This window comes from Streptomyces sp. AK08-02 (assembly GCF_033795085.1).
GTDB lineage: Bacteria > Actinomycetota > Actinomycetes > Streptomycetales > Streptomycetaceae > Streptomyces > Streptomyces echiniscabiei.
The window spans coordinates 319,943-337,580 of record NZ_JARAZV010000002.1; the positions used below are offsets into that span (position 1 = coordinate 319,943).

Below are 17,638 nucleotides of genomic sequence, written 5' to 3' on the forward strand. Positions count from 1 at the left end.
CCGTCAGGATCCCTAAGCCGTACCGGTCTTCGTGGCATCAGCAGCAGTCGAGGTCGAAGACGCAGCTGTGTTAGTGTCCGCGTCTGTGTCGGCCGGGCTGTCGAACACCGAGACCGCCGCCCGCGCCGCCGCCTCCACCAGCGAAACCCCCTTCGCCTTCGTCGTGTTGCCGTTCGACACCACCGCGACCAGGAACTCCCGCCCGTCCGCCGTCGTCACCCGCCCGATGCTGTTGATGTCCCACAGCCCGGTCGCCGTACGCGGCAACCACCCGTTCTTCAGGGCGAACCGGCGACCGGCGGTGCTCGTGGCAGCCGCGGCCGACACTCCCCAGTCCTGGTCCTCGGCCACCGAGCCCATCAGGCCCCGCAGATACGTGCGGGACGCCCCGGTCAGCTGCGAGGCATCCCCGTTCGCCGCGAACACCTGCTGGAGCAGGGTGAGTTGATCGGCCGCCGTGGTCTGGGTCAGGCCCCACAGCATGCCGGTGCCACCCTCGGTGTCCGTCAGCCCGAAGCGCTTGTTGGCGGCGGCGAGACCTTGCGCCCCACCGATCGCCGTCCACAGCGCCGACGCCGAGGCGTTGTCGCTGAGCTCGATCATCGAGGTGGCGTACGTCTTCTCCCGCGCGGTGAGGCTCCGGTGCTCGTCCTGCGCCTGGAGCAGCAGCGTCGCCAGGATGTCCACCTTGACGATGCTCGCCGTGTCGAACCTCCCGTCCCCGTGGACGGCGCTGTCGCCCGACCCGACGTCGAGCACGGCCACGGACACCTCGGCCCCGTCCTCGGCCGCCGCGGTCACCGGCCTCATCGCCTCGGCCAGCAGCGTGTCCGGTTCCACCGTGGGCTCCGCGACGGGTTCCACCGACGCCTCCTCGCTCGCTTCGGTCCGCACGGGCGCTGCCGCCGCCGACGATACGCGGCCCACGTCCGCCTGAGCATGGGCCTTCACATATGCGGTGCCCGCGCCGGTGGCGCCCATGACGACCGCGGAGGCGAGGGCGATGCAGACGAGCGACCGACGGCGGGGAGCTCTCTCAGAGGCCATGCCGTGATGCTGATGGCCGCGACTGTGCGGTTGATTAGGCGAATGTTAGATGTGTGTCAGCGATGACTGAGAATTCCGTGAAACCGGTGAACGGCAGGTTTCCGGGGCGGCGAAGGCCCAGGATCGATCCCCCGATAGGGTCGGTCACCGTGGCGAACAAGAACATTCCCGACTCCGGCTTCTCCGACGACGACGGCAGTGCCGACCCCCGGCTGAGCACCGCGCTGGCGGCCTGGGCGGAGGACCGCACCGCCGTCGGACCGGTGCTGGCGGCACTCAAGGGGGCCCGGCTGCTCGTCCCCGTCGTCGCCGTACTCGGGGAGGTCGAGGAGGACGAGAACGGGCTGCGCCACGAGAAGACCAGCGACATGGCGGTGCCGACCCTCAAGGCCGGCGGCCGGACGGCCCTGCCGGCCTTCACGTCCACCGACTCGTTGGCCCGCTGGGACCCGGCCGCCCGCCCCGTCGCCGTACCCCTGCACCAGGCCATCCAGGCCGCCGCGCACGAGAAGGCGGACACGATCGTCCTCGACCTGGCCGGGCCCGTGCCCTACGAGCTGAGCGGTTCCGCGCTGCTCGCGCTGGCCGAGGGGCGTACGACGGCCGATCCGCTCGCCGATCCCGCCGTGGTCGACGCCGTACGGGCCGTCGTGGCCGCCGAGCCCGCCGTGGTCCGCGCGCATCTGGGCCCGGGACAGGCCGACGGCACCCTCGCACTCGTACTGGATCCGACGGCGCCCCCGGCCGACGCCGCCCGGGCGGTCGCCGGACGCCTCGCCGCCGACGAGACACTGCGGGCCCGCCTGGTGCGCGGCCTCGACCTGGCACTTCTGCCGGCCGGAGCCACGCCCCCGGGCGAGCCCCTCTATGTGCGGTCCTGAGGACCCGGAGAAAAGGGCATGGGGATCGAACTGGAGCTGCACTCGGGGCGCCCCTCTTACAAGAGGTCGTCCCGGGAGACTCGGCTGCGAGGTTCCTACGAGCACGGTGAGGCGTTGGTTCGGGCGCTGGGCGCGCTCGACCGACACGGCCCCGGCAAGCTCGGCCGGGTGGATCCCTACGGCGACACCCTGTTCAACGAGCAGGAAGCCCAGGTCGCCCGTCAGGAGGCTGTCGCTCTGGCACAGCTGTGCACCGACGAGCGGCAGCGGGCGGCACTGCTCGATCTCGCCGAGCTTCTGGCAGTGTGCGCCGCGACGCCGGGCAGCTACCTGTGGTTCATGGGTGACTGACGGCGCCCGACCCGCGACCTAGCCGTAGACCGGGCCCGTGTACTTCTCGCCGGGGCCCTGGCCCGGCTCGTCCGGGACGAGGGACGCCTCGCGGAACGCCAGCTGGAGCGACTTGAGGCCGTCGCGCAGCGGGGCCGCGTGGAAGGAGCTGATCTCCGTCGTGCTCGCGTCGAGGAGACCGGCGAGAGCGTGCACCAGCTTGCGCGCCTCGTCCAGGTCCTTGTACTTGTCGCCCTCGTCGGTCAGACCGAGCTTCACGGCGGCGGCGCTCATCAGGTTCACGGCGACCGTCACGATCACCTCGACCGCCGGGACCTCGGCGATGTCGCGGGTCATGGCGTCGAAGTCGGCACCCTGGGAAGCGTTCTCGGCACTCTGGGGAGGGGTCTCACTCATGACCCACACGATAGGCCCCGGGCATCCGGCCCCTTTGTCCGGGCGGCCGTGAACCGGGCGGTTAGCACCACCTCCTACTTGGTGCTAACCTTTTGTAACGACCGGCTGGACACTTGCGTGCCCGGCCCACAAGTGGAGGCTCCGATCTCCCACCCGACCGCCCTTACGGACGGCGGGTCACCCGGTCAGGCGGCCACCATCGTTCCGTACGGACGATGGAGTCGCCCGATGTGCGCCCCGCGGTTGACCGCGGCGGTGCTCCGGTATGCCTTTGGAGCCCCGCCTGTGTCCCGTCGGGGCATTTTTCGTGTGCCCCGGTAGTTGGTCCCATTGTCATCAGAGACATACGCGACGGTCCGCCAGACCGTCGTGTGGTGCTACCGAGGAGGATCCATCAGCACCGAGCCCCGCATCAACGACCGGATTCGCGTTCCCGAGGTGCGACTTGTCGGTCCCAGCGGCGAGCAGGTCGGGATTGTTCCGCTTGCCAAGGCCCTGGAGCTTGCGCAGGAGTACGACCTCGACCTGGTCGAGGTGGCGGCGAGCGCGCGCCCGCCGGTCTGCAAGCTCATGGACTACGGGAAGTTCAAGTACGAGTCGGCCATGAAGGCCCGTGAGGCGCGCAAGAACCAGGCGCACACGGTCATCAAGGAAATGAAGCTCCGGCCGAAGATCGACCCGCACGACTACGACACCAAAAAGGGTCACGTCGTCCGGTTCCTCAAGCAGGGCGACAAGGTCAAGATCACGATCATGTTCCGTGGTCGCGAGCAGTCCCGGCCCGAGCTGGGCTACCGACTGCTGCAGCGGCTCGCCTCGGACGTCGAGGACCTCGGGTTCATCGAGTCGAACCCGAAGCAGGACGGCCGAAACATGATCATGGTTCTCGGTCCGCACAAGAAGAAGACCGAGGCGATGGCCGAGGCTCGTGAGGCCCAGGCGGCCCGCAAGGCGGAAGCGAAGGCCAACCCGGGCAAGTCGCAGAACGCCGCGGAGACCGACGAAGTCGACGGAATCGACGAGGACATCGTCGGCGACGTGGACCTCGGTGACGACGAGGACATCGCCGAGGAGACCGCCGAGGCTCCGGCCGAGGCGTCCTCCCAGGTCTGATTCCGGGGCTCACGCCCTGGGATGCCAACCCATACACATGACGTTCCACCGTGCCCGGTTTCACGACCGGGCACCGGAACGCCACTGACGAGGAGAGAACGGCGCTATGCCGAAGAACAAGTCGCACAGCGGTGCCAGCAAGCGCTTCAAGATCACCGGCTCCGGCAAGGTGCTCCGCGAGCGTGCCGGCAAGCGCCACCTGCTCGAGCACAAGTCGTCCCGCGTGACGCGGCGCCTCACCGGCACCGCCGAGATGGCCCCGGGCGACGCCGCGAAGATCAAGAAGCTTCTCGGCAAGTGACGTACCGGCGCCCGCGCGCCGTAAGTACGTCTGAAGACCGGGACCCCATCGAAATCGGGCCGTGTGACGACAACCACGGCCCCGCTGCAAGGAGTTAAAAGTGGCACGCGTCAAGCGGGCAGTAAACGCACACAAGAAGCGCCGGGCGATCCTCGAGGCCGCCAAGGGTTACCGCGGTCAGCGTTCGCGCCTGTACCGCAAGGCCAAGGAGCAGGTCACCCACTCCCTGGTCTACAACTACAACGACCGCAAGAAGCGCAAGGGCGACTTCCGTCGGCTGTGGATCCAGCGCATCAACGCCGCTGCCCGCGCCAACGGCATCACCTACAACCGCTTCATCCAGGGTCTGAACGCGGCCAACATCGAGGTCGACCGCAAGATCCTTGCCGAGCTCGCCGTCAACGACGCCACCGCGTTCGCCGCGCTCGTCGAGGTCGCGCAGAAGGCGCTTCCGGCGGACGTCAACGCGCCCAAGGCGGCGTGACGCCGGCGCTGGCCTTGAGCCGCGTGTGATGTGATCCCGGGTCCACAGGTGTTCGCTGCCTGTGGACCCGGGTGTTTTTGGGTTCGTGGTCGGGTGCGGGTCCGGTGGGGCTTCTCGCGCAGTTCCCCGCGCCCCTGAAGACAAAAGACACGGCCCCTTCGGGCCGAAAAGCACGGGGCGCAGCCCCTGCTTTTCAGGGGCGCGGGGAACTGCGCGACCAGCCCCCACCGGACCCGCACCCGACCACGAACCGAACCCCGGAAAGGTCTCCCATGTCCGCCGCCCCCGAGTTGATCTCCCCGCGCTCCGCCCGCGTCGCCGCCGCGCGGCGTCTCGCCAGGCGCAACTTCCGCAGCAAGGACCGGCTGTTCCTCGCCGAGGGGCCGCAGGCCGTGCGCGAGGCGGCCGTGTACGGCGGGGGGACGCTCGTCGAGCTGTTCGCCACCGTTGACGCCGCCGAGCGGTACCCGGACATCCTCGGGGAGGCCCGGACAAGCGGCGCCCGCCTCCACCTCGCCGACGAGGACGTCATCGCCGACATCTCCACCACCGTCACCCCGCAGGGGCTCGTCGGGATCTGCCGGTTCCTCGACACCCCGTTCGAGGACATCATCAAGGCGCGGCCCCGCTTGGTCGCCGTCCTCGCGAACGTGCGCGACCCCGGGAACGCCGGCACCGTGCTGCGGTGCGCGGACGCCGCCGGCGCCGACGCGGTCGTCCTCACCGACGCCTCCGTCGACCTGTACAACCCGAAGGCCGTACGGGCCTCCGTGGGCTCGCTGTTCCATCTGCCCGTGGCCGTCGGTGTGCCCGTGGAAGAGGCCGTGGCCGGGCTCAGGGACATCGGTGTACGGATCCTCGCCGCCGACGGCGCGGGCACGGACGACCTCGACGACGAGCTGGACAAGGGGACCATGGGCGGGCCCACCGCCTGGGTGTTCGGCAACGAGGCCTGGGGGCTCCCGGAGGAGACGCGCGCGCTGACCGACGCTGTCGTGCGCGTTCCGATCCATGGAAAGGCGGAGAGCCTGAACCTGGCGACCGCCGCCGCCGTATGTCTCTACGCGTCCGCCCGTGCGCAGCGCGCCTCCGGAGGGTGCCGCTTCGTCACCGAGAGCTAGTAGGGTGACGGGCTCGGGGGCCCACTGCGCCAGTCCGAGAGGTGGGGTACGGGGATGACTGTCGGCACGAGCGGAACACTGGGGGCATGGGAATTGCGGAGCGAAGCCGCCTCCCCGCACGGTGATCCCGCCGGGCCCGGAGCCGGATTCCGGACCGGATCCGGCGCCGAGCTGGGCATCGACCCCGACGACCTGCCCGACGGACTCGTCATCGCCGACGAGCACGGCCGGGTGATCTGCTTCAACGCCGCCGCCCAGCGCATCACCACCTTCCCCGCCGCCGACGCCCTCGGTCTGCGGCTGGACCGCGCCCTTCCGTTAGAAGATCTCGAAGGACGCCGCTGGTGGCAGCTGACCGACCCCTACGGCGGACTCGCGATCAGGAACGGCCAGCCCGAGCGGAACCTGCTGCTGCCCGGTGGACGCGAGGTGCTCGTCTCGGCGCGCTACCTCCGTACGCACCCCACCGGACCGATCCGCCGGGTCGTCGTCTCCCTGCGTGACACCGAGGCCCGCCGCCGTACCGAGCGCAGCCATGCCGAGCTGATCGCCACCGTGGCCCACGAACTGCGCTCGCCGCTCACCTCCGTCAAGGGCTTCACCGCGACCCTGCTCGCCAAGTGGGAACGGTTCACCGACGACCAGAAGAAACTGATGCTGGAGACCGTCGACGCCGACGCCAACCGCGTCACCCGGCTCATCGCCGAACTGCTGGACATCTCCCGCATCGACTCCGGCCGGCTCGAAGTGCGTCGCCAGCCGGTCGACATGGGCGCCGCCGTCGGACGGCACATCCAGGCGTACGTGGCGGCCGGGCAGCCCGCCGACCGGTTCCTGCTCCGGATAGAGCAGCCCCTGCCCGCGCTCTGGGCGGACCCCGACAAGATCGACCAGGTGCTCAGCAACCTGCTGGAAAACGCGGTGCGCCACGGCGAGGGAACCGTCACAATCGACGTCACGGCCGCGCTCTCCCCGCGTGAAGGGGACGCCGACCAGAACACGGCCACGTCGGTCACGGTGAGCGACGAGGGGCCCGGCATCCCGGAGGAGTCCATGAACCGCGTCTTCACCCGCTTCTGGCGGGGCAGCAAGCGCGGCGGCACCGGCCTCGGGCTGTACATCGTCAAGGGCATCGTCGAGGCCCACGGCGGCTCCATCACGGTCGGCCGCGCCCCCGGCGGCGGCGCCGAGTTCCGATTTATGCTGCCCGTGAGCACCCCGGCGTACCTGCTGTAACGCCGACGAGGCCCCACGGGCGCGTTCGAACACCTCACCCCCGTTAGAATCGGCCTTTGGCACCTTTGCGTCCCTCTCTGTGGACCATTCGTCTCCGAGCCGTAGACGGGGACCATCAGCCAGCCAACCGGAAGCACGGGAAGAGATGTCGGCACCGAACAAGTCGTACGACCCTGTAGAGGTCGAGGCCCTGAAACCGGAAGAGATCGAGCGTATGCGGGACGAGGCGCTCGCCGCCTTCGCCGCCGCGGACTCCCTCGACGCACTCCAGGAGGCCAAGGTCGCCCACACCGGCGGCACCTCGCCGCTGGCCCTCGCCAACCGCGAGATCGGCGCCCTGCCCCCGCAGGCCAAGGCCGCCGCGGGCAAGCTCGTCGGCCAGGCCAGGGGCGCCGTCAGCAAGGCGCTCGCCGCCCGCCAGACCGAGCTGGAGGCCGACCGGGACGCCCGTGTACTGGTCGAGGAGGCGGTGGACGTCACCCTGCCGTACGACCGCGTACCGGCCGGCGCCCGCCACCCGCTGACCACGTTCATGGAGCGCGTCGCGGACGTCTTCGTCTCCATGGGGTACGAGGTCGCCGAGGGCCCCGAGGTCGAGGCGGAGTGGTTCAACTTCGACGCCCTCAACTTCACCCCGGACCACCCGGCCCGGCAGATGCAGGACACCTTCTTCGTCGAGGGCCCGAAGGGGACCACCGGCGACGAGTCCGGTGTCGTACTGCGCACGCACACCTCGCCCGTACAGGCCCGCTCGATGCTCGACCGCGAGCCGCCGGTCTACATCGTCTGCCCCGGCCGCGTGTACCGCACGGACGAGCTGGACGCCACGCACACCCCCGTCTTCCACCAGATCGAGCTCCTCGCCATCGACGAGGGCCTGACCATGGCCGATCTCAAGGGCACCATGGACCACATGGTCCAGTCGCTCTTCGGCTCGGACATGAAGACGCGGCTGCGGCCCAACTACTTCCCCTTCACCGAGCCGTCCGCCGAGATGGACATGCTCTGCTACGTCTGCAAGGGCGCGTCCGTCGGCAACCCCGACCGCCCCTGCCGGACCTGCTCCAGCGAGGGCTGGATCGAGCTGGGCGGCTGCGGCATGGTCAACCCGCGCGTGCTCGTCGCGTGCGGCGTCGACCCCGAGAAGTACAGCGGATTCGCCTTCGGGTTCGGTATCGAGCGGATGCTGATGTTCCGCCACAACGTCGAGGACATGCGAGACATGGTCGAGGGCGACGTCCGGTTCACCCGGCCGTTCGGGATGGAGATCTGATGCGGGTCCCGCTTTCTTGGCTGCGGGAGTACGTCGACCTGCCGGCGACTCAGACCGGCCGTGACGTCCAGGAGAAGCTCATCACGGTCGGCCTGGAGGTCGAGACCGTCGAGCAGGTCGGCGCCGGCCTCAAGGGCCCCCTGGTCGTCGGCCAGGTGCTGACCATCGAGGAGCTGGAGGGCTTCAAGAAGCCGATCCGCTTCTGCACGGTCGACGTCGGCACCGCCAACGGCACCGGTGAGCCCCAGGAGATCGTCTGCGGCGCCCGCAACTTCGCCGTCGGTGACAAGGTCGTCGTGGTCCTCCCGGGCGCCGTCCTGCCCGGCGACTTCGCGATCGCCGCGCGCAAGACGTACGGCCACACCTCCCACGGCATGATCTGCTCCGGCGACGAGCTGGGCATGGGCGACGACGGCACCGGCGGCATCATCGTGCTGTCGCCGGAGCACGAGGTCGGCACCGACGCCATCGAGCTGCTCCAGCTCGTCGACGAGGTCCTCGACATCGCCGTCACGCCCGACCGCGGCTACGCCCTCTCGCTGCGCGGCATCGCCCGCGAGACGGCCATCGCCTACGGTCTGCCGCTGCGCGACCCGGCCCTGCTCGACGTACCTGCGCCGAACGCGTACGGCTACCCGGTCGAGGTCGCCGACCCGTTCGCCTGCGACCGCTTCACCGCGCGCACGGTGACCGGGCTCGACCCGGACGCGCAGTCCCCGATCTGGCTCAGGCGCCGCCTGCAGAAGGCGGGCATGCGCCCGATCTCGCTCGCCGTCGACGTCACCAACTACGTGATGCTGGAGCTGGGTCAGCCCCTGCACGCGTACGACCGTTCCCGCGTCCAGGGTGCCATCGGCGTGCGCCGGGCCGAGCCGGGCGAGAAGCTCACCACCCTCGACGGCGTCACGCGCACGCTGGACGCCGAGGACCTGCTCATCGTCGACGACCGGGGCGCCATCGGCCTCGCGGGCGTCATGGGCGGCGCCAACACCGAGATCGACGACACCGAGGGCACCACCACCGAGGTCGTCATCGAGGCCGCCCACTTCGACGCGATCACCATCGCGCGCACGGCCCGCCGTCACAAGCTGGCCTCCGAGGCGTCCAAGCGCTTCGAGCGCGGTGTCGACCCGCAGGCCGCGTCCGCCGCCGCCCAGCGCACGGTCGACCTCCTGGTCCTCCTCGCCGGTGGCACCGCCGACGCGGGCGTCACCGAGGTCATCTCGCCGTCCGCGCCGCGCACGATCTCCATCCCGGCGAACCACCCCGACCGGGTCGCGGGCGTCGAGTACGGCCGCGAGACCGTCGTACGCCGTCTCCAGGAGGTCGGCTGCGACGTGTACGGGCAGGACGAGCTGCTCGTGACCGTCCCGTCCTGGCGCCCCGACCTGACGGACCCGAACGACCTCGCCGAAGAGGTCATCCGCCTGGAGGGCTACGAGAACCTGCCCTCCACCCTGCCCAAGCCCCCCGCGGGCCGCGGCCTGACCGACCGGCAGCGCCTGCACCGCCGCGTCGGCCGCGCACTGGCCGGGGCGGGTTACGTGGAGGCGCCGAGCTACCCGTTCATCGGCGAGCACGTCTTCGACCAGCTGGGCCTGGCCGCCGACGACCCGAAGCGCAAGGTCGTCAAACTGGCCAACCCGCTCTCCGACGAGGAGCCCGCGCTCCGTACGACGCTGCTGCCGGGCCTGCTCGGCGCGCTGCGCCGCAACGACGGGCGGGGCAGTCACGACCTGGCCCTGTTCGAGACGGGACTCGTCTTCCACCCACAGGACGAGCTGCTCGTCGCCGGGCGTCTGCCCGTCGACCGGCGTCCCACGGACGAGGAGGTCGCGTCCCTCACGGCCGCGCTCCCCGTCCAGCCCCGGCATGCCGCCGTCGTCCTCGCGGGCGCCCGTGAGCAGGCCGGCTGGTGGGGCAAGGGCCGCCCGGCCGACTGGGCCGACGCGATCGAGGCGGCACGCAGTCTGGCCGTCGAGGCCGGTACCGAACTCCTCGTCCGCGCGGGCCAGTACGGCCCGTGGCACCCCGGCCGCTGTGCCGAGCTGGCCGTGGTCGTGGACGGCACCGAGCAGGTCATCGGGTACGCCGGTGAGCTGCACCCGCGCGTGCTGAAGGCCCTGCATCTGCCCGCGCGCACCTGTGCGATGGAGCTGAACCTGGACAAGCTGGAAGCGGCGAGTTCGGGCGTGCCCAAGGGCCCGAAGATCTCCACGTTCCCGGTCGCCACGCAGGATGTCGCCCTGGTCGTCGCGCGCGAGGTCCCGCACACGGACGTCGAGGCGGCGCTGCGGGAGGGTGCGGGTGAACTGCTGGAGTCGCTGCGGCTGTTCGACGTGTACGAGAGTGGTGAGCAGCTGGGGGAGGGGCGGAAGTCCCTCGCCTACGCGTTGCGGTTCCGGGCCGCCGATCGGACGCTGACCGTCGACGAGGCTTCGGCCGCACGGGACGCGGCTGTTGCTCTCGCGGGGGAACGTACGGGAGCGGTGTTGCGTAGCTAGGCCTGTTGGGGTTTGGTTGTCGGCCGCGGGTTCGTTGTGGCTGGTCGCGCAGTTCCCCGCGCCCCTGGGCCCCAACGGTCACTTCACTCGTTTGAGTGGCAAGTTGGGGTGATCTGGTCCCTTCGGGGCATGTGGTCGACAGAATCGGACCGGTCTTTCGAGGCCGGTCCGATTTGTGTTGTCAGGGCCTGACTGGGGGGCCATCGGCATGATCCGTATCAAGGCTGGGGTTTCCTGTGGGGCTCGGCTCCGGACAGGGCGGCTGCGGGCCGCGCTCGTGGGGCGGGGGTGCGGGTTCCGGCTCGGGAGGGCGGGGCCGGGATGCCGGAAGAGGCGTCGGCCGCTCGAGCGTCGGCCCGTCAGGCATGTCGGGCGCCGGCCTCTGCGGCGGGTGCTCGCGATGGGACTGCCCGTGGCGTGGGGGGCCGGCGCGATCATGTACAAGCTGGCCTGTCCGCTCGCCCAGCAGAACGGGCTCGGGGCGCGGATCATCACCAGCGCCGTCTTCTTCGCCGTCGGGACCGGGCTCGTACTCCATGTCCGCTGGGCGCTTCTGCGCGAGTTGAGGGCGGCCCGGAGCATCGCCGGGGCGGCGCAGAGCGTGTTGCTGCGTCCGCTGCCGCAGCGCGTCGACGGGCTACGGGTCGCCGCCGCCCAACTGTCCGCAGACCGGGGCGCCGTGGTCGGCGGGGATCTGTACGAGGTCATCGCCACCGAGCACGGCGTACGGGTCGTGATGGGCGATGTGCGCGGCCACGGCATCGCCGCCATCGGGACCGTCGCGGCCGTTCTCGGCAGCTTCCGCGAGGCCGTGCACGACGAGGCCGAACTCGGCAGCGTACTGCGGCGGTTGGAGCGGGCGCTGGCCCGGCATCTCGGCGAACGGGCCCGCGTCCAGCATCCCTCGGCGGGACCGGCGGCCGCGCTGGACCCCGACAGCCCGGTGGCCGAGGAGTTCGTCACCGTCCTGCTCCTGGAGATCCGCGGGGACGGCGAGATGCGGGCCCTCAACTGCGGTCATCCGGCGCCGTATCTGCTCGCCGGCGGCCGGGCCGGCGTACTCACGGCGGGTGAACCCCTGCCGCCGCTGGGGCCCTTCCCGCTGCCGGCCGAGCTCGCCGCCGAAGACTTCGGCCAACTGCTCCCGGGTGAAGCTCTGTTGCTGCACACGGACGGCGTCGAGGATGCCCGCGACGCTCATGGCCGGTTCTTTCCCCTCCCGGCGGTCCTGGCCGAGGCGGTCCGTACCCACCCGGTCTCGCCCGAGGCGGTGCTCGGGGCCGTCTTCTCGCGCCTCCTCCGCCACTCCGCCGGCCACCCGACGGACGACGTGGCCGTACTGGTACTGCGAAACGACCGCGGCCACCTCCCAAGACAGCAACAGGAACCCCCGGTTGCCCATCAGGTCACGTGAGCCACAGGTCTTTCAGGAGCCAGGCCGCCGTGTTGTACGAGGGGGAGCCGGCGGCCCGGCCGGCCTCTTGCGAGGCATTTCAGTCAACCCGGTGGAAACTCTCCGCGACAGAGCGCACACGCTACGAATTCGCGCACTTTGATCACACCCCGTGTGAAGCCGGACACACTACGCTGACGGACACGGTAGGTGCGCCGTCGGCACCGAGCCACCGGAGGGCCTCCATGCAGCCCAACACCCTGCTCGACGCGATCCTCGACGAGGCGGGCATCTCGCACGCGGGACTCGCCGCCCATGTGAACCAGGCGGGCCGGGCGCGCGGCCTCGCCCTGAGGTACGAACACACCGCTGTGGCCCGGTGGCTGAAGGGGCAGCGCCCGCGCGGGCAGGTGCCCGACCTGATCTGCGAGGTGCTCGCCGACCGCCTGCGGCGCCCGGTCAGACTGGACGACATCGGCCTCGGGGTCGCGGGCGACACCGCGGGTCCGCTGGGCTCGGCCGGTACCTCGCTGTCCGGGTTCGTCGAGCGGGCGACCGCGCTGTGGCGCTCCGACGAACAGCAGCGCCCGCACCTGCTCGGCGCCCCCGCGGTGACCGGCACGCCCGCGGTGATGCCGGTCTGGGAGTGGGAGAACCCGCCCGAGGACGTCGACGTGTCCCGCGGCGGTCGGCACCGGGTCAGCATGGCCGACATCGAGATGCTTCGCTCGGCCCGCGCCCACTACGAGCAGATGTACCGCAAGGCCGGCGGCATCGCGACCCGCGCCCGGGTCGTCGGCTTCCTGAACGCCGAGACCGCGCCCCTGCTGCGGGGCAGCTACACCGACGCCACCGGCCGCCAACTGCACCGGGCCACAGGCGGGTTGGTGGCCATCGCCGGCATCTGCGCGTACGACTCCGATGCCCACGGCCTCGCCCAGCGCTACTTCCACCAGGCGCTGCGGCTGGCAAAGGCCAGCGGGGACCGGGGACTCGGGGCGTACGTCATCGGACTGCTGGTCAACCAGGCGCTGTTCATGCGGGAGTTCCGGCAGGCCGTCGCCTTCGCGGAGGCCGCGCTGCGCGCCGCGGGCAAGCACATCACGCCGGCCCTCGCCTCCGACCTCTACGCGATGCAGGCCAAGGCGTACGCGCACCTGGGCGACGGCAGCAGCGCGCTGTCCTGCATCCGGCGGGCCGAACAGGCCGCCGATCGCATCCGGCGCGGGTACGAGCCCGACGAAACCGGCTATGTCCAGCCGGGGTTGGTCAACGTCCAGGTGGCGGAGGCGCTGCTGAGCCTCGGCGATCTGGCGGCGGCGGGGGAGCACGCGGCGGCGGCGGTGGACACCCCGGCGCACGACCGGGGCAGGGTGCACCGGCTCGCCATGCTCAGCCAGATCGAGCTGCGCCGGGGCGACGCGGACAAGGCGGTGGCCACCGCGGTGCAGATGGCCGAACAGGCGCGCGGAATGGAGTCCCAGCGACTGCGCGACAGACTCCGGGCGGTACGCGAACACCTGGTCCGCAACGGCTGCGCGGGCACCGCCGAGGCGGCCGAACTGATCGACGGGGCGCTGCGCGTACCGCTCTAGACACCCTTCGCCGGGCACCCTTGGCGCGCGGATTCTCGGGTAACCGCGCGGTGAGCCACATTCTGTGCGCCTGCTGTCGGCACGCTCCTGCTGCGATATTGCCATCTACTCGGCGGAAGGTGGCAGAACCGTGCAGTGGACGAAACAGAACGAACAAACTGTGTATGAAAACCGCTGGTTCAGGGTCAATCTCGCAGATGTCGAGCTGCCTGACGGGCGGCATCTCGACCACTTCCTGATACGGCTGAGGCCCGTGGCCGTGGCGACGGTGGTGAACGGGGCCAACGAGGTACTCCTGCTCTGGCGGCACCGCTTCATCACCGACAGCTGGGGATGGGAACTCGCGGCCGGGGTCGTGGAGGACGGCGAGGACATCGCCTTCGCGGCCGCCAGGGAACTGGAGGAGGAGACGGGCTGGCGACCGGGACCGTTGCGGCATCTCATGAGCGTCGAGCCGTCCAACGGGCTCACCGACGCCCGGCACCACATCTACTGGGCCGAGGAGGGCGAGTACATCGGCCACCCCGTGGACGACTTCGAGTCGGACCGCCGGGAGTGGATCCCGCTCAAACTCGTTCCCGACATGGTCGCCCGTGGGGAGGTCCCGGCCGCCAACATGGCGGCCGCGCTACTGCTGTTGCACCATCTCAGGCTCGGTGAGGACACCTAGGATGTCAGTGTCCGAGAACCTGCCAGACCGCCACGACCAGTGCTCCGAGGGCGGTGAGGGCCGCGACGGCCGGCAGCGGCCATCGGCCGTGTTCCAGGTGGACGACACGGGTGCTCAGGTCGTCGAGTTCCTTGTCCGTCTCCTTCGTACGATGACTGAGCAGGGCCAGCCCTCCCTCGACGCGTGCGTACGCGACATCGAGGCGGCGGCGTAACTCTGCGAGTTCTCCATGAGCCACGGGATGCTCGGGGTCGGCGGTCACTTGTCCGCTCCTTTCCGTAGTCTTCACATCCCTTGCATGCGCATGATGAGTCAACTCGCCTGGTGGGCGCCCGGGGAGAGTGTGCGCGAGGCATATGCGTGTCCGGCGCGCACACGGTGTGTGAATGCCGTGGGCCCGGCACTCCGAAGAGTGCCGGGCCCGTGCCGACCCCCAGCGTGACGCTGGGTGATGTTCACGCGTAGGTGTAGAAGCCCGAGCCCGACTTCCGGCCCAGCCGGCCCGCGTCGACCATGCGCTGGAGCAGCGGGGGAGCGGCGTACAGCGGCTCCTTGTACTCCTCGTACATCGAGAAGGCGACCGACGCGACCGTGTCCAGGCCGATCAGGTCGGACAGCTTCAGTGGGCCCATCGGGTGGGCGCAGCCCATCTCCATGCCGTTGTCGATGTCCTCGCGGCTGGCCATGCCCGACTCGAACATCCTGATCGCGGAGAGCAGGTACGGGATCAGCAGGGCGTTCACCACGAAGCCCGAGCGGTCCTGGGCGCGGATCGCGTGCTTACCGAGGGCCTTCTCGGCGAACAGCTGGGCGCGGGCGAGGGTGCCCTCGGAGGTGGTCAGCGCCGGGATCAGCTCGACGAGATTCTGCACCGGGGCCGGGTTGAAGAAGTGGATGCCCACGACCTGGTCGGGCCGGGAGGTGGCAACCGCCAGCTTCACCAGGGGAATCGAGGAGGTGTTGGAGGCGAGGATCGCGTCCGGGCGGGTCACCACCTGGTCGAGCACCTGGAAGATCTCCGTCTTCACCTGCTCGTTCTCGACGACGGCCTCGATCACCAGGTCGCGGTCGGCGAACTCGCCGAGGTCCGTGGTGAAGCTGAGCCGCGCCAGCGTCTCGTCCCGCTCGGCCTCGGTGATCTTGCCGCGTTCGGCGGCCTTCGAGAGGGAGTTGAACAGCCGTGTACGGCCGAACTCCAGGGCCTCGCCGGTGGTCTCGGCGACCTTCACGTCCAGCCCGGAGCGGGCGCACACCTCGGCGATGCCCGCTCCCATCTGGCCGCAGCCCACAACTCCGACTCGCGAGATCTCTCCCGCTGGGCTGTCCGTCACATCGTCCCTTTCAGAGATCCTCTTCACAGGCCGTACGGCCTTCGCGGGCCCGTCCTCGTCCGGGATCTTCCGTCCGTCCGGGGCCTGCGCCAAACCTGCACGTTACCTTCGGCGGCCATTGCCCGATTGTCCGGGCCTCCCATGGGAGTGTGGCCCGGGACAGGTGCGGACTGACTGTGACTTGTCCGACACGGCGCATACCGGAGGTACGGGAATGAGTGGGAAGGCGCGCCACGCGCGCATGTCACGGCGGGCGTTCGCGGTGACCGCACTGTCGACGCTCGTCGCGGGCGGGGCGGTGGCGGGAGCCGCGCTGGCCGGTGCGGAGCCGAGCCGACCGAGCGGGTCGGACGGCAAGGGCAGGCGGGCGACCCGCGAACTGCGGGGCATGTGGCTGGCCACGGTCACCAACCGCGACTGGCCGTCCAGGCAGGGGCTGAGCGCGAGCCAGCAGCGCGCCGAGCTGATCACCCATCTCGACACGGCGGTGAGCCGCCGCCTCAACGCGGTGTTCCTCCAGGTCCGCCCGACCGCCGACGCCCTGTGGCCCTCGCCGTACGAGCCCTGGTCCCAGGTCCTCACCGGAACCCAGGGCAAGGACCCCGGCTGGGATCCGCTGGGCACGGCGGTCGAGGAGGCGCACGCCCGCGGTCTCGAACTGCACGCCTGGTTCAACCCGTACCGCGTCGCCAACAACACCGACCCCGCCAAGCTCATCGCCTCCCACCCGGCGCGCAGGCATCCGGACTGGGTGGTGCCGTACGGCGGCAAGCTGTACTACAACCCCGGTCTGCCGGAGGTCCGTGGCTTCGTCCAGGACGCGATGCTCGACGCGGTGCGGAAGTACGACATCGACGGCGTCCACTGGGACGACTACTTCTACCCGTACCCCGTCGCCGGCCAGACCTTCGACGACGACGCCGAGTTCGCGAAGTACGGCGGGGCCTTCCCCGACCGGGCCTCCTGGCGGCGCGACAACATCGACAGACTGGTCCAGGAGACGGCCGCCCGCATCAAGGCCGTACGCCCCGGCACCGACTTCGGGATCAGCCCCTTCGGTGTGTGGCGCAACGCGGCGACCGACCCGCTCGGCTCGGACACCCGGGCGGGTGTGCAGACGTACGACGACCTGTACGCGGACACCAGGAAATGGGTGCGGCAGAACTGGATCGACTACATCTGCCCGCAGATCTACTGGAACATCGGCTTCGCCGCTGCCGACTACGCCAAGCTGCTGCCCTGGTGGGCGGGCGTCGCGAAGGGCACGGGGACGAAGCTGTACGTCGGTGAGGCGCTGTACAAGGCGGGTGACCCGGCGCAGCCCGCGGCCTGGCAGGACCCGGCCGAGCTGTCCCGGCACCTCACTCTCGCCAAGGAGTACCCGGAGGTGCGGGGGCATGTGTTCTTCGCTGCCAAGGAGGTGAAGGCGGACAAGATCGGGGCCATGGCCCGGGTGGTTGCCGATCACTATCAGGGGTCGGCGCGGGCGCCCCGGTGATCGAGGGTCCGGCCGGCTACAGGGCGGTCATGGAGGTCTCGAGTCGGCATCCTGAATCGGAACGGTCCCGGATACTGGGCGTGCTGTTCCCGGACCGCCGGGCTGCCCGGGACGAGCGGCAGCCTTCCCGTTCTTCCACACCGCTGCCGCGTAGAGGCGCCGGCGGTGACCCGATCAAGGTCGCGGTCAGCGGACAAGAGCCCAGGGCCCCATGCCTGGTACAGCAGCCCTGGAACGGGGCGGGCCCTGCCGGTACGGCGCCTCATCGGGGGCCCTGATGGGGGTGTCCCGGCCTGTGTGCGCCTCGGCCCGCGGTGTGGGGGCGGTCGTGGTGCCGGGCCGCTTGGTGCCAACGACGCCGGAGGCGGAGCGGTCAGGCATCCGTGGCCTCCGCCCTCTGGCGCTGCGTAGTGAGGTCGGCCTGCGCGAAGCCGACCCGGGCAT

Annotated in this window: 17 protein-coding genes; 13 read left to right on the top strand and 4 right to left on the bottom strand. The window is 70.4% G+C overall.

The genetic code is table 11. From position 1 onward, the window contains the following. Positions 1 to 12: 12 nt before the first annotated feature. Positions 13 to 1,047 carry a serine hydrolase gene (locus tag PV734_RS05230; RefSeq protein ID WP_319288851.1) on the bottom strand — a complete coding sequence of 345 codons (1,035 nt, stop codon included), beginning with the start codon at positions 1,045 to 1,047 and terminating at the stop codon, positions 13 to 15. 149 nt (positions 1,048 to 1,196) lie between these two features. Here PV734_RS05230 and PV734_RS05235 point away from each other — a divergent pair, with 149 nt between their 5' ends. Both PV734_RS05235 and PV734_RS05240 read left to right on the top strand, forming a co-directional pair. Next, a complete protein-coding gene (locus PV734_RS05235; RefSeq protein WP_319094076.1) occupies positions 1,197 to 1,928 on the top strand; it encodes an SseB family protein in 732 nt (243 codons plus the stop codon). A gap of 18 nt (positions 1,929 to 1,946) precedes the next feature. Beyond that, on the top strand, positions 1,947 to 2,279 hold the full coding sequence (locus PV734_RS05240) for a hypothetical protein (protein WP_319288852.1): 333 nt from the start codon (positions 1,947 to 1,949) through the stop codon (positions 2,277 to 2,279). Positions 2,280 to 2,297: 18 nt separating this feature from the next. Here PV734_RS05240 and PV734_RS05245 read toward each other — a convergent pair whose 3' ends face one another. Further along, positions 2,298 to 2,675, bottom strand: a complete 378-nt coding sequence (locus tag PV734_RS05245) for a DUF1844 domain-containing protein (RefSeq protein ID WP_319094074.1) — start codon at positions 2,673 to 2,675, stop codon at positions 2,298 to 2,300. Between the two features lie 369 nt (positions 2,676 to 3,044). On the opposite strand from PV734_RS05245, the gene infC reads away from it, so the two are divergent. The 10 genes from infC to PV734_RS05295 all read left to right on the top strand — a co-directional run bounded on the left by infC (position 3,045) and on the right by PV734_RS05295 (position 14,365). Next, on the top strand, positions 3,045 to 3,788 hold the full coding sequence (gene infC, locus PV734_RS05250) for a translation initiation factor IF-3 (protein ID WP_319094247.1): 744 nt from the start codon (positions 3,045 to 3,047) through the stop codon (positions 3,786 to 3,788). A gap of 106 nt (positions 3,789 to 3,894) precedes the next feature. Beyond that, on the top strand, positions 3,895 to 4,089 hold the full coding sequence (rpmI, locus tag PV734_RS05255) for a 50S ribosomal protein L35 (protein WP_006374321.1): 195 nt from the start codon (positions 3,895 to 3,897) through the stop codon (positions 4,087 to 4,089). A gap of 100 nt (positions 4,090 to 4,189) precedes the next feature. After that, complete coding sequence (gene rplT / locus PV734_RS05260) at positions 4,190 to 4,573, top strand: 50S ribosomal protein L20 (protein ID WP_319094073.1); 384 nt, start codon at positions 4,190 to 4,192, stop codon at positions 4,571 to 4,573. A 272-nt stretch (positions 4,574 to 4,845) separates the two neighbouring features. Further along, positions 4,846 to 5,694: an RNA methyltransferase gene (locus PV734_RS05265; RefSeq protein ID WP_319094072.1), complete on the top strand. Its 849-nt coding sequence runs from the start codon at positions 4,846 to 4,848 to the stop codon at positions 5,692 to 5,694. 54 nt (positions 5,695 to 5,748) lie between these two features. After that, the gene (locus PV734_RS05270) at positions 5,749 to 6,930 is read left to right on the top strand and encodes an ATP-binding protein (protein WP_319094071.1); all 1,182 of its coding nucleotides are present in this window, start codon (positions 5,749 to 5,751) and stop codon (positions 6,928 to 6,930) included. 145 nt (positions 6,931 to 7,075) lie between these two features. After that, complete coding sequence (pheS, locus tag PV734_RS05275) at positions 7,076 to 8,203, top strand: phenylalanine--tRNA ligase subunit alpha (protein WP_319094070.1); 1,128 nt, start codon at positions 7,076 to 7,078, stop codon at positions 8,201 to 8,203. Then, a complete protein-coding gene (gene pheT / locus PV734_RS05280; protein WP_319094069.1) occupies positions 8,203 to 10,707 on the top strand; it encodes a phenylalanine--tRNA ligase subunit beta in 2,505 nt (834 codons plus the stop codon). Before pheS ends, pheT begins: the two co-directional genes overlap by 1 nt. Positions 10,708 to 11,107: 400 nt before the next feature. After that, positions 11,108 to 12,121, top strand: a complete 1,014-nt coding sequence (locus PV734_RS05285) for a PP2C family protein-serine/threonine phosphatase (RefSeq protein ID WP_319094068.1) — start codon at positions 11,108 to 11,110, stop codon at positions 12,119 to 12,121. Between the two features lie 224 nt (positions 12,122 to 12,345). Then, entirely contained in the window at positions 12,346 to 13,695 is a 1,350-nt protein-coding gene (locus PV734_RS05290; RefSeq protein ID WP_319094067.1) for a transcriptional regulator, read from the top strand. A 130-nt stretch (positions 13,696 to 13,825) separates the two neighbouring features. After that, positions 13,826 to 14,365: an NUDIX hydrolase gene (locus PV734_RS05295; protein WP_319094066.1), complete on the top strand. Its 540-nt coding sequence runs from the start codon at positions 13,826 to 13,828 to the stop codon at positions 14,363 to 14,365. A gap of 4 nt (positions 14,366 to 14,369) precedes the next feature. On the opposite strand, the gene PV734_RS05300 is transcribed toward PV734_RS05295, so the two are convergent. Together PV734_RS05300 and PV734_RS05305 are read right to left on the bottom strand one after the other, a co-directional pair. Further along, entirely contained in the window at positions 14,370 to 14,627 is a 258-nt protein-coding gene (locus PV734_RS05300) for a hypothetical protein (protein ID WP_319094065.1), read from the bottom strand. 193 nt (positions 14,628 to 14,820) lie between these two features. Then, positions 14,821 to 15,696: a 3-hydroxybutyryl-CoA dehydrogenase gene (locus PV734_RS05305; protein ID WP_044473702.1), complete on the bottom strand. Its 876-nt coding sequence runs from the start codon at positions 15,694 to 15,696 to the stop codon at positions 14,821 to 14,823. 214 nt (positions 15,697 to 15,910) lie between these two features. On the opposite strand from PV734_RS05305, the gene PV734_RS05310 reads away from it, so the two are divergent. After that, a complete protein-coding gene (locus PV734_RS05310; protein WP_319288853.1) occupies positions 15,911 to 17,194 on the top strand; it encodes a glycoside hydrolase family 10 protein in 1,284 nt (427 codons plus the stop codon). Positions 17,195 to 17,638 lie beyond the last annotated feature (444 nt).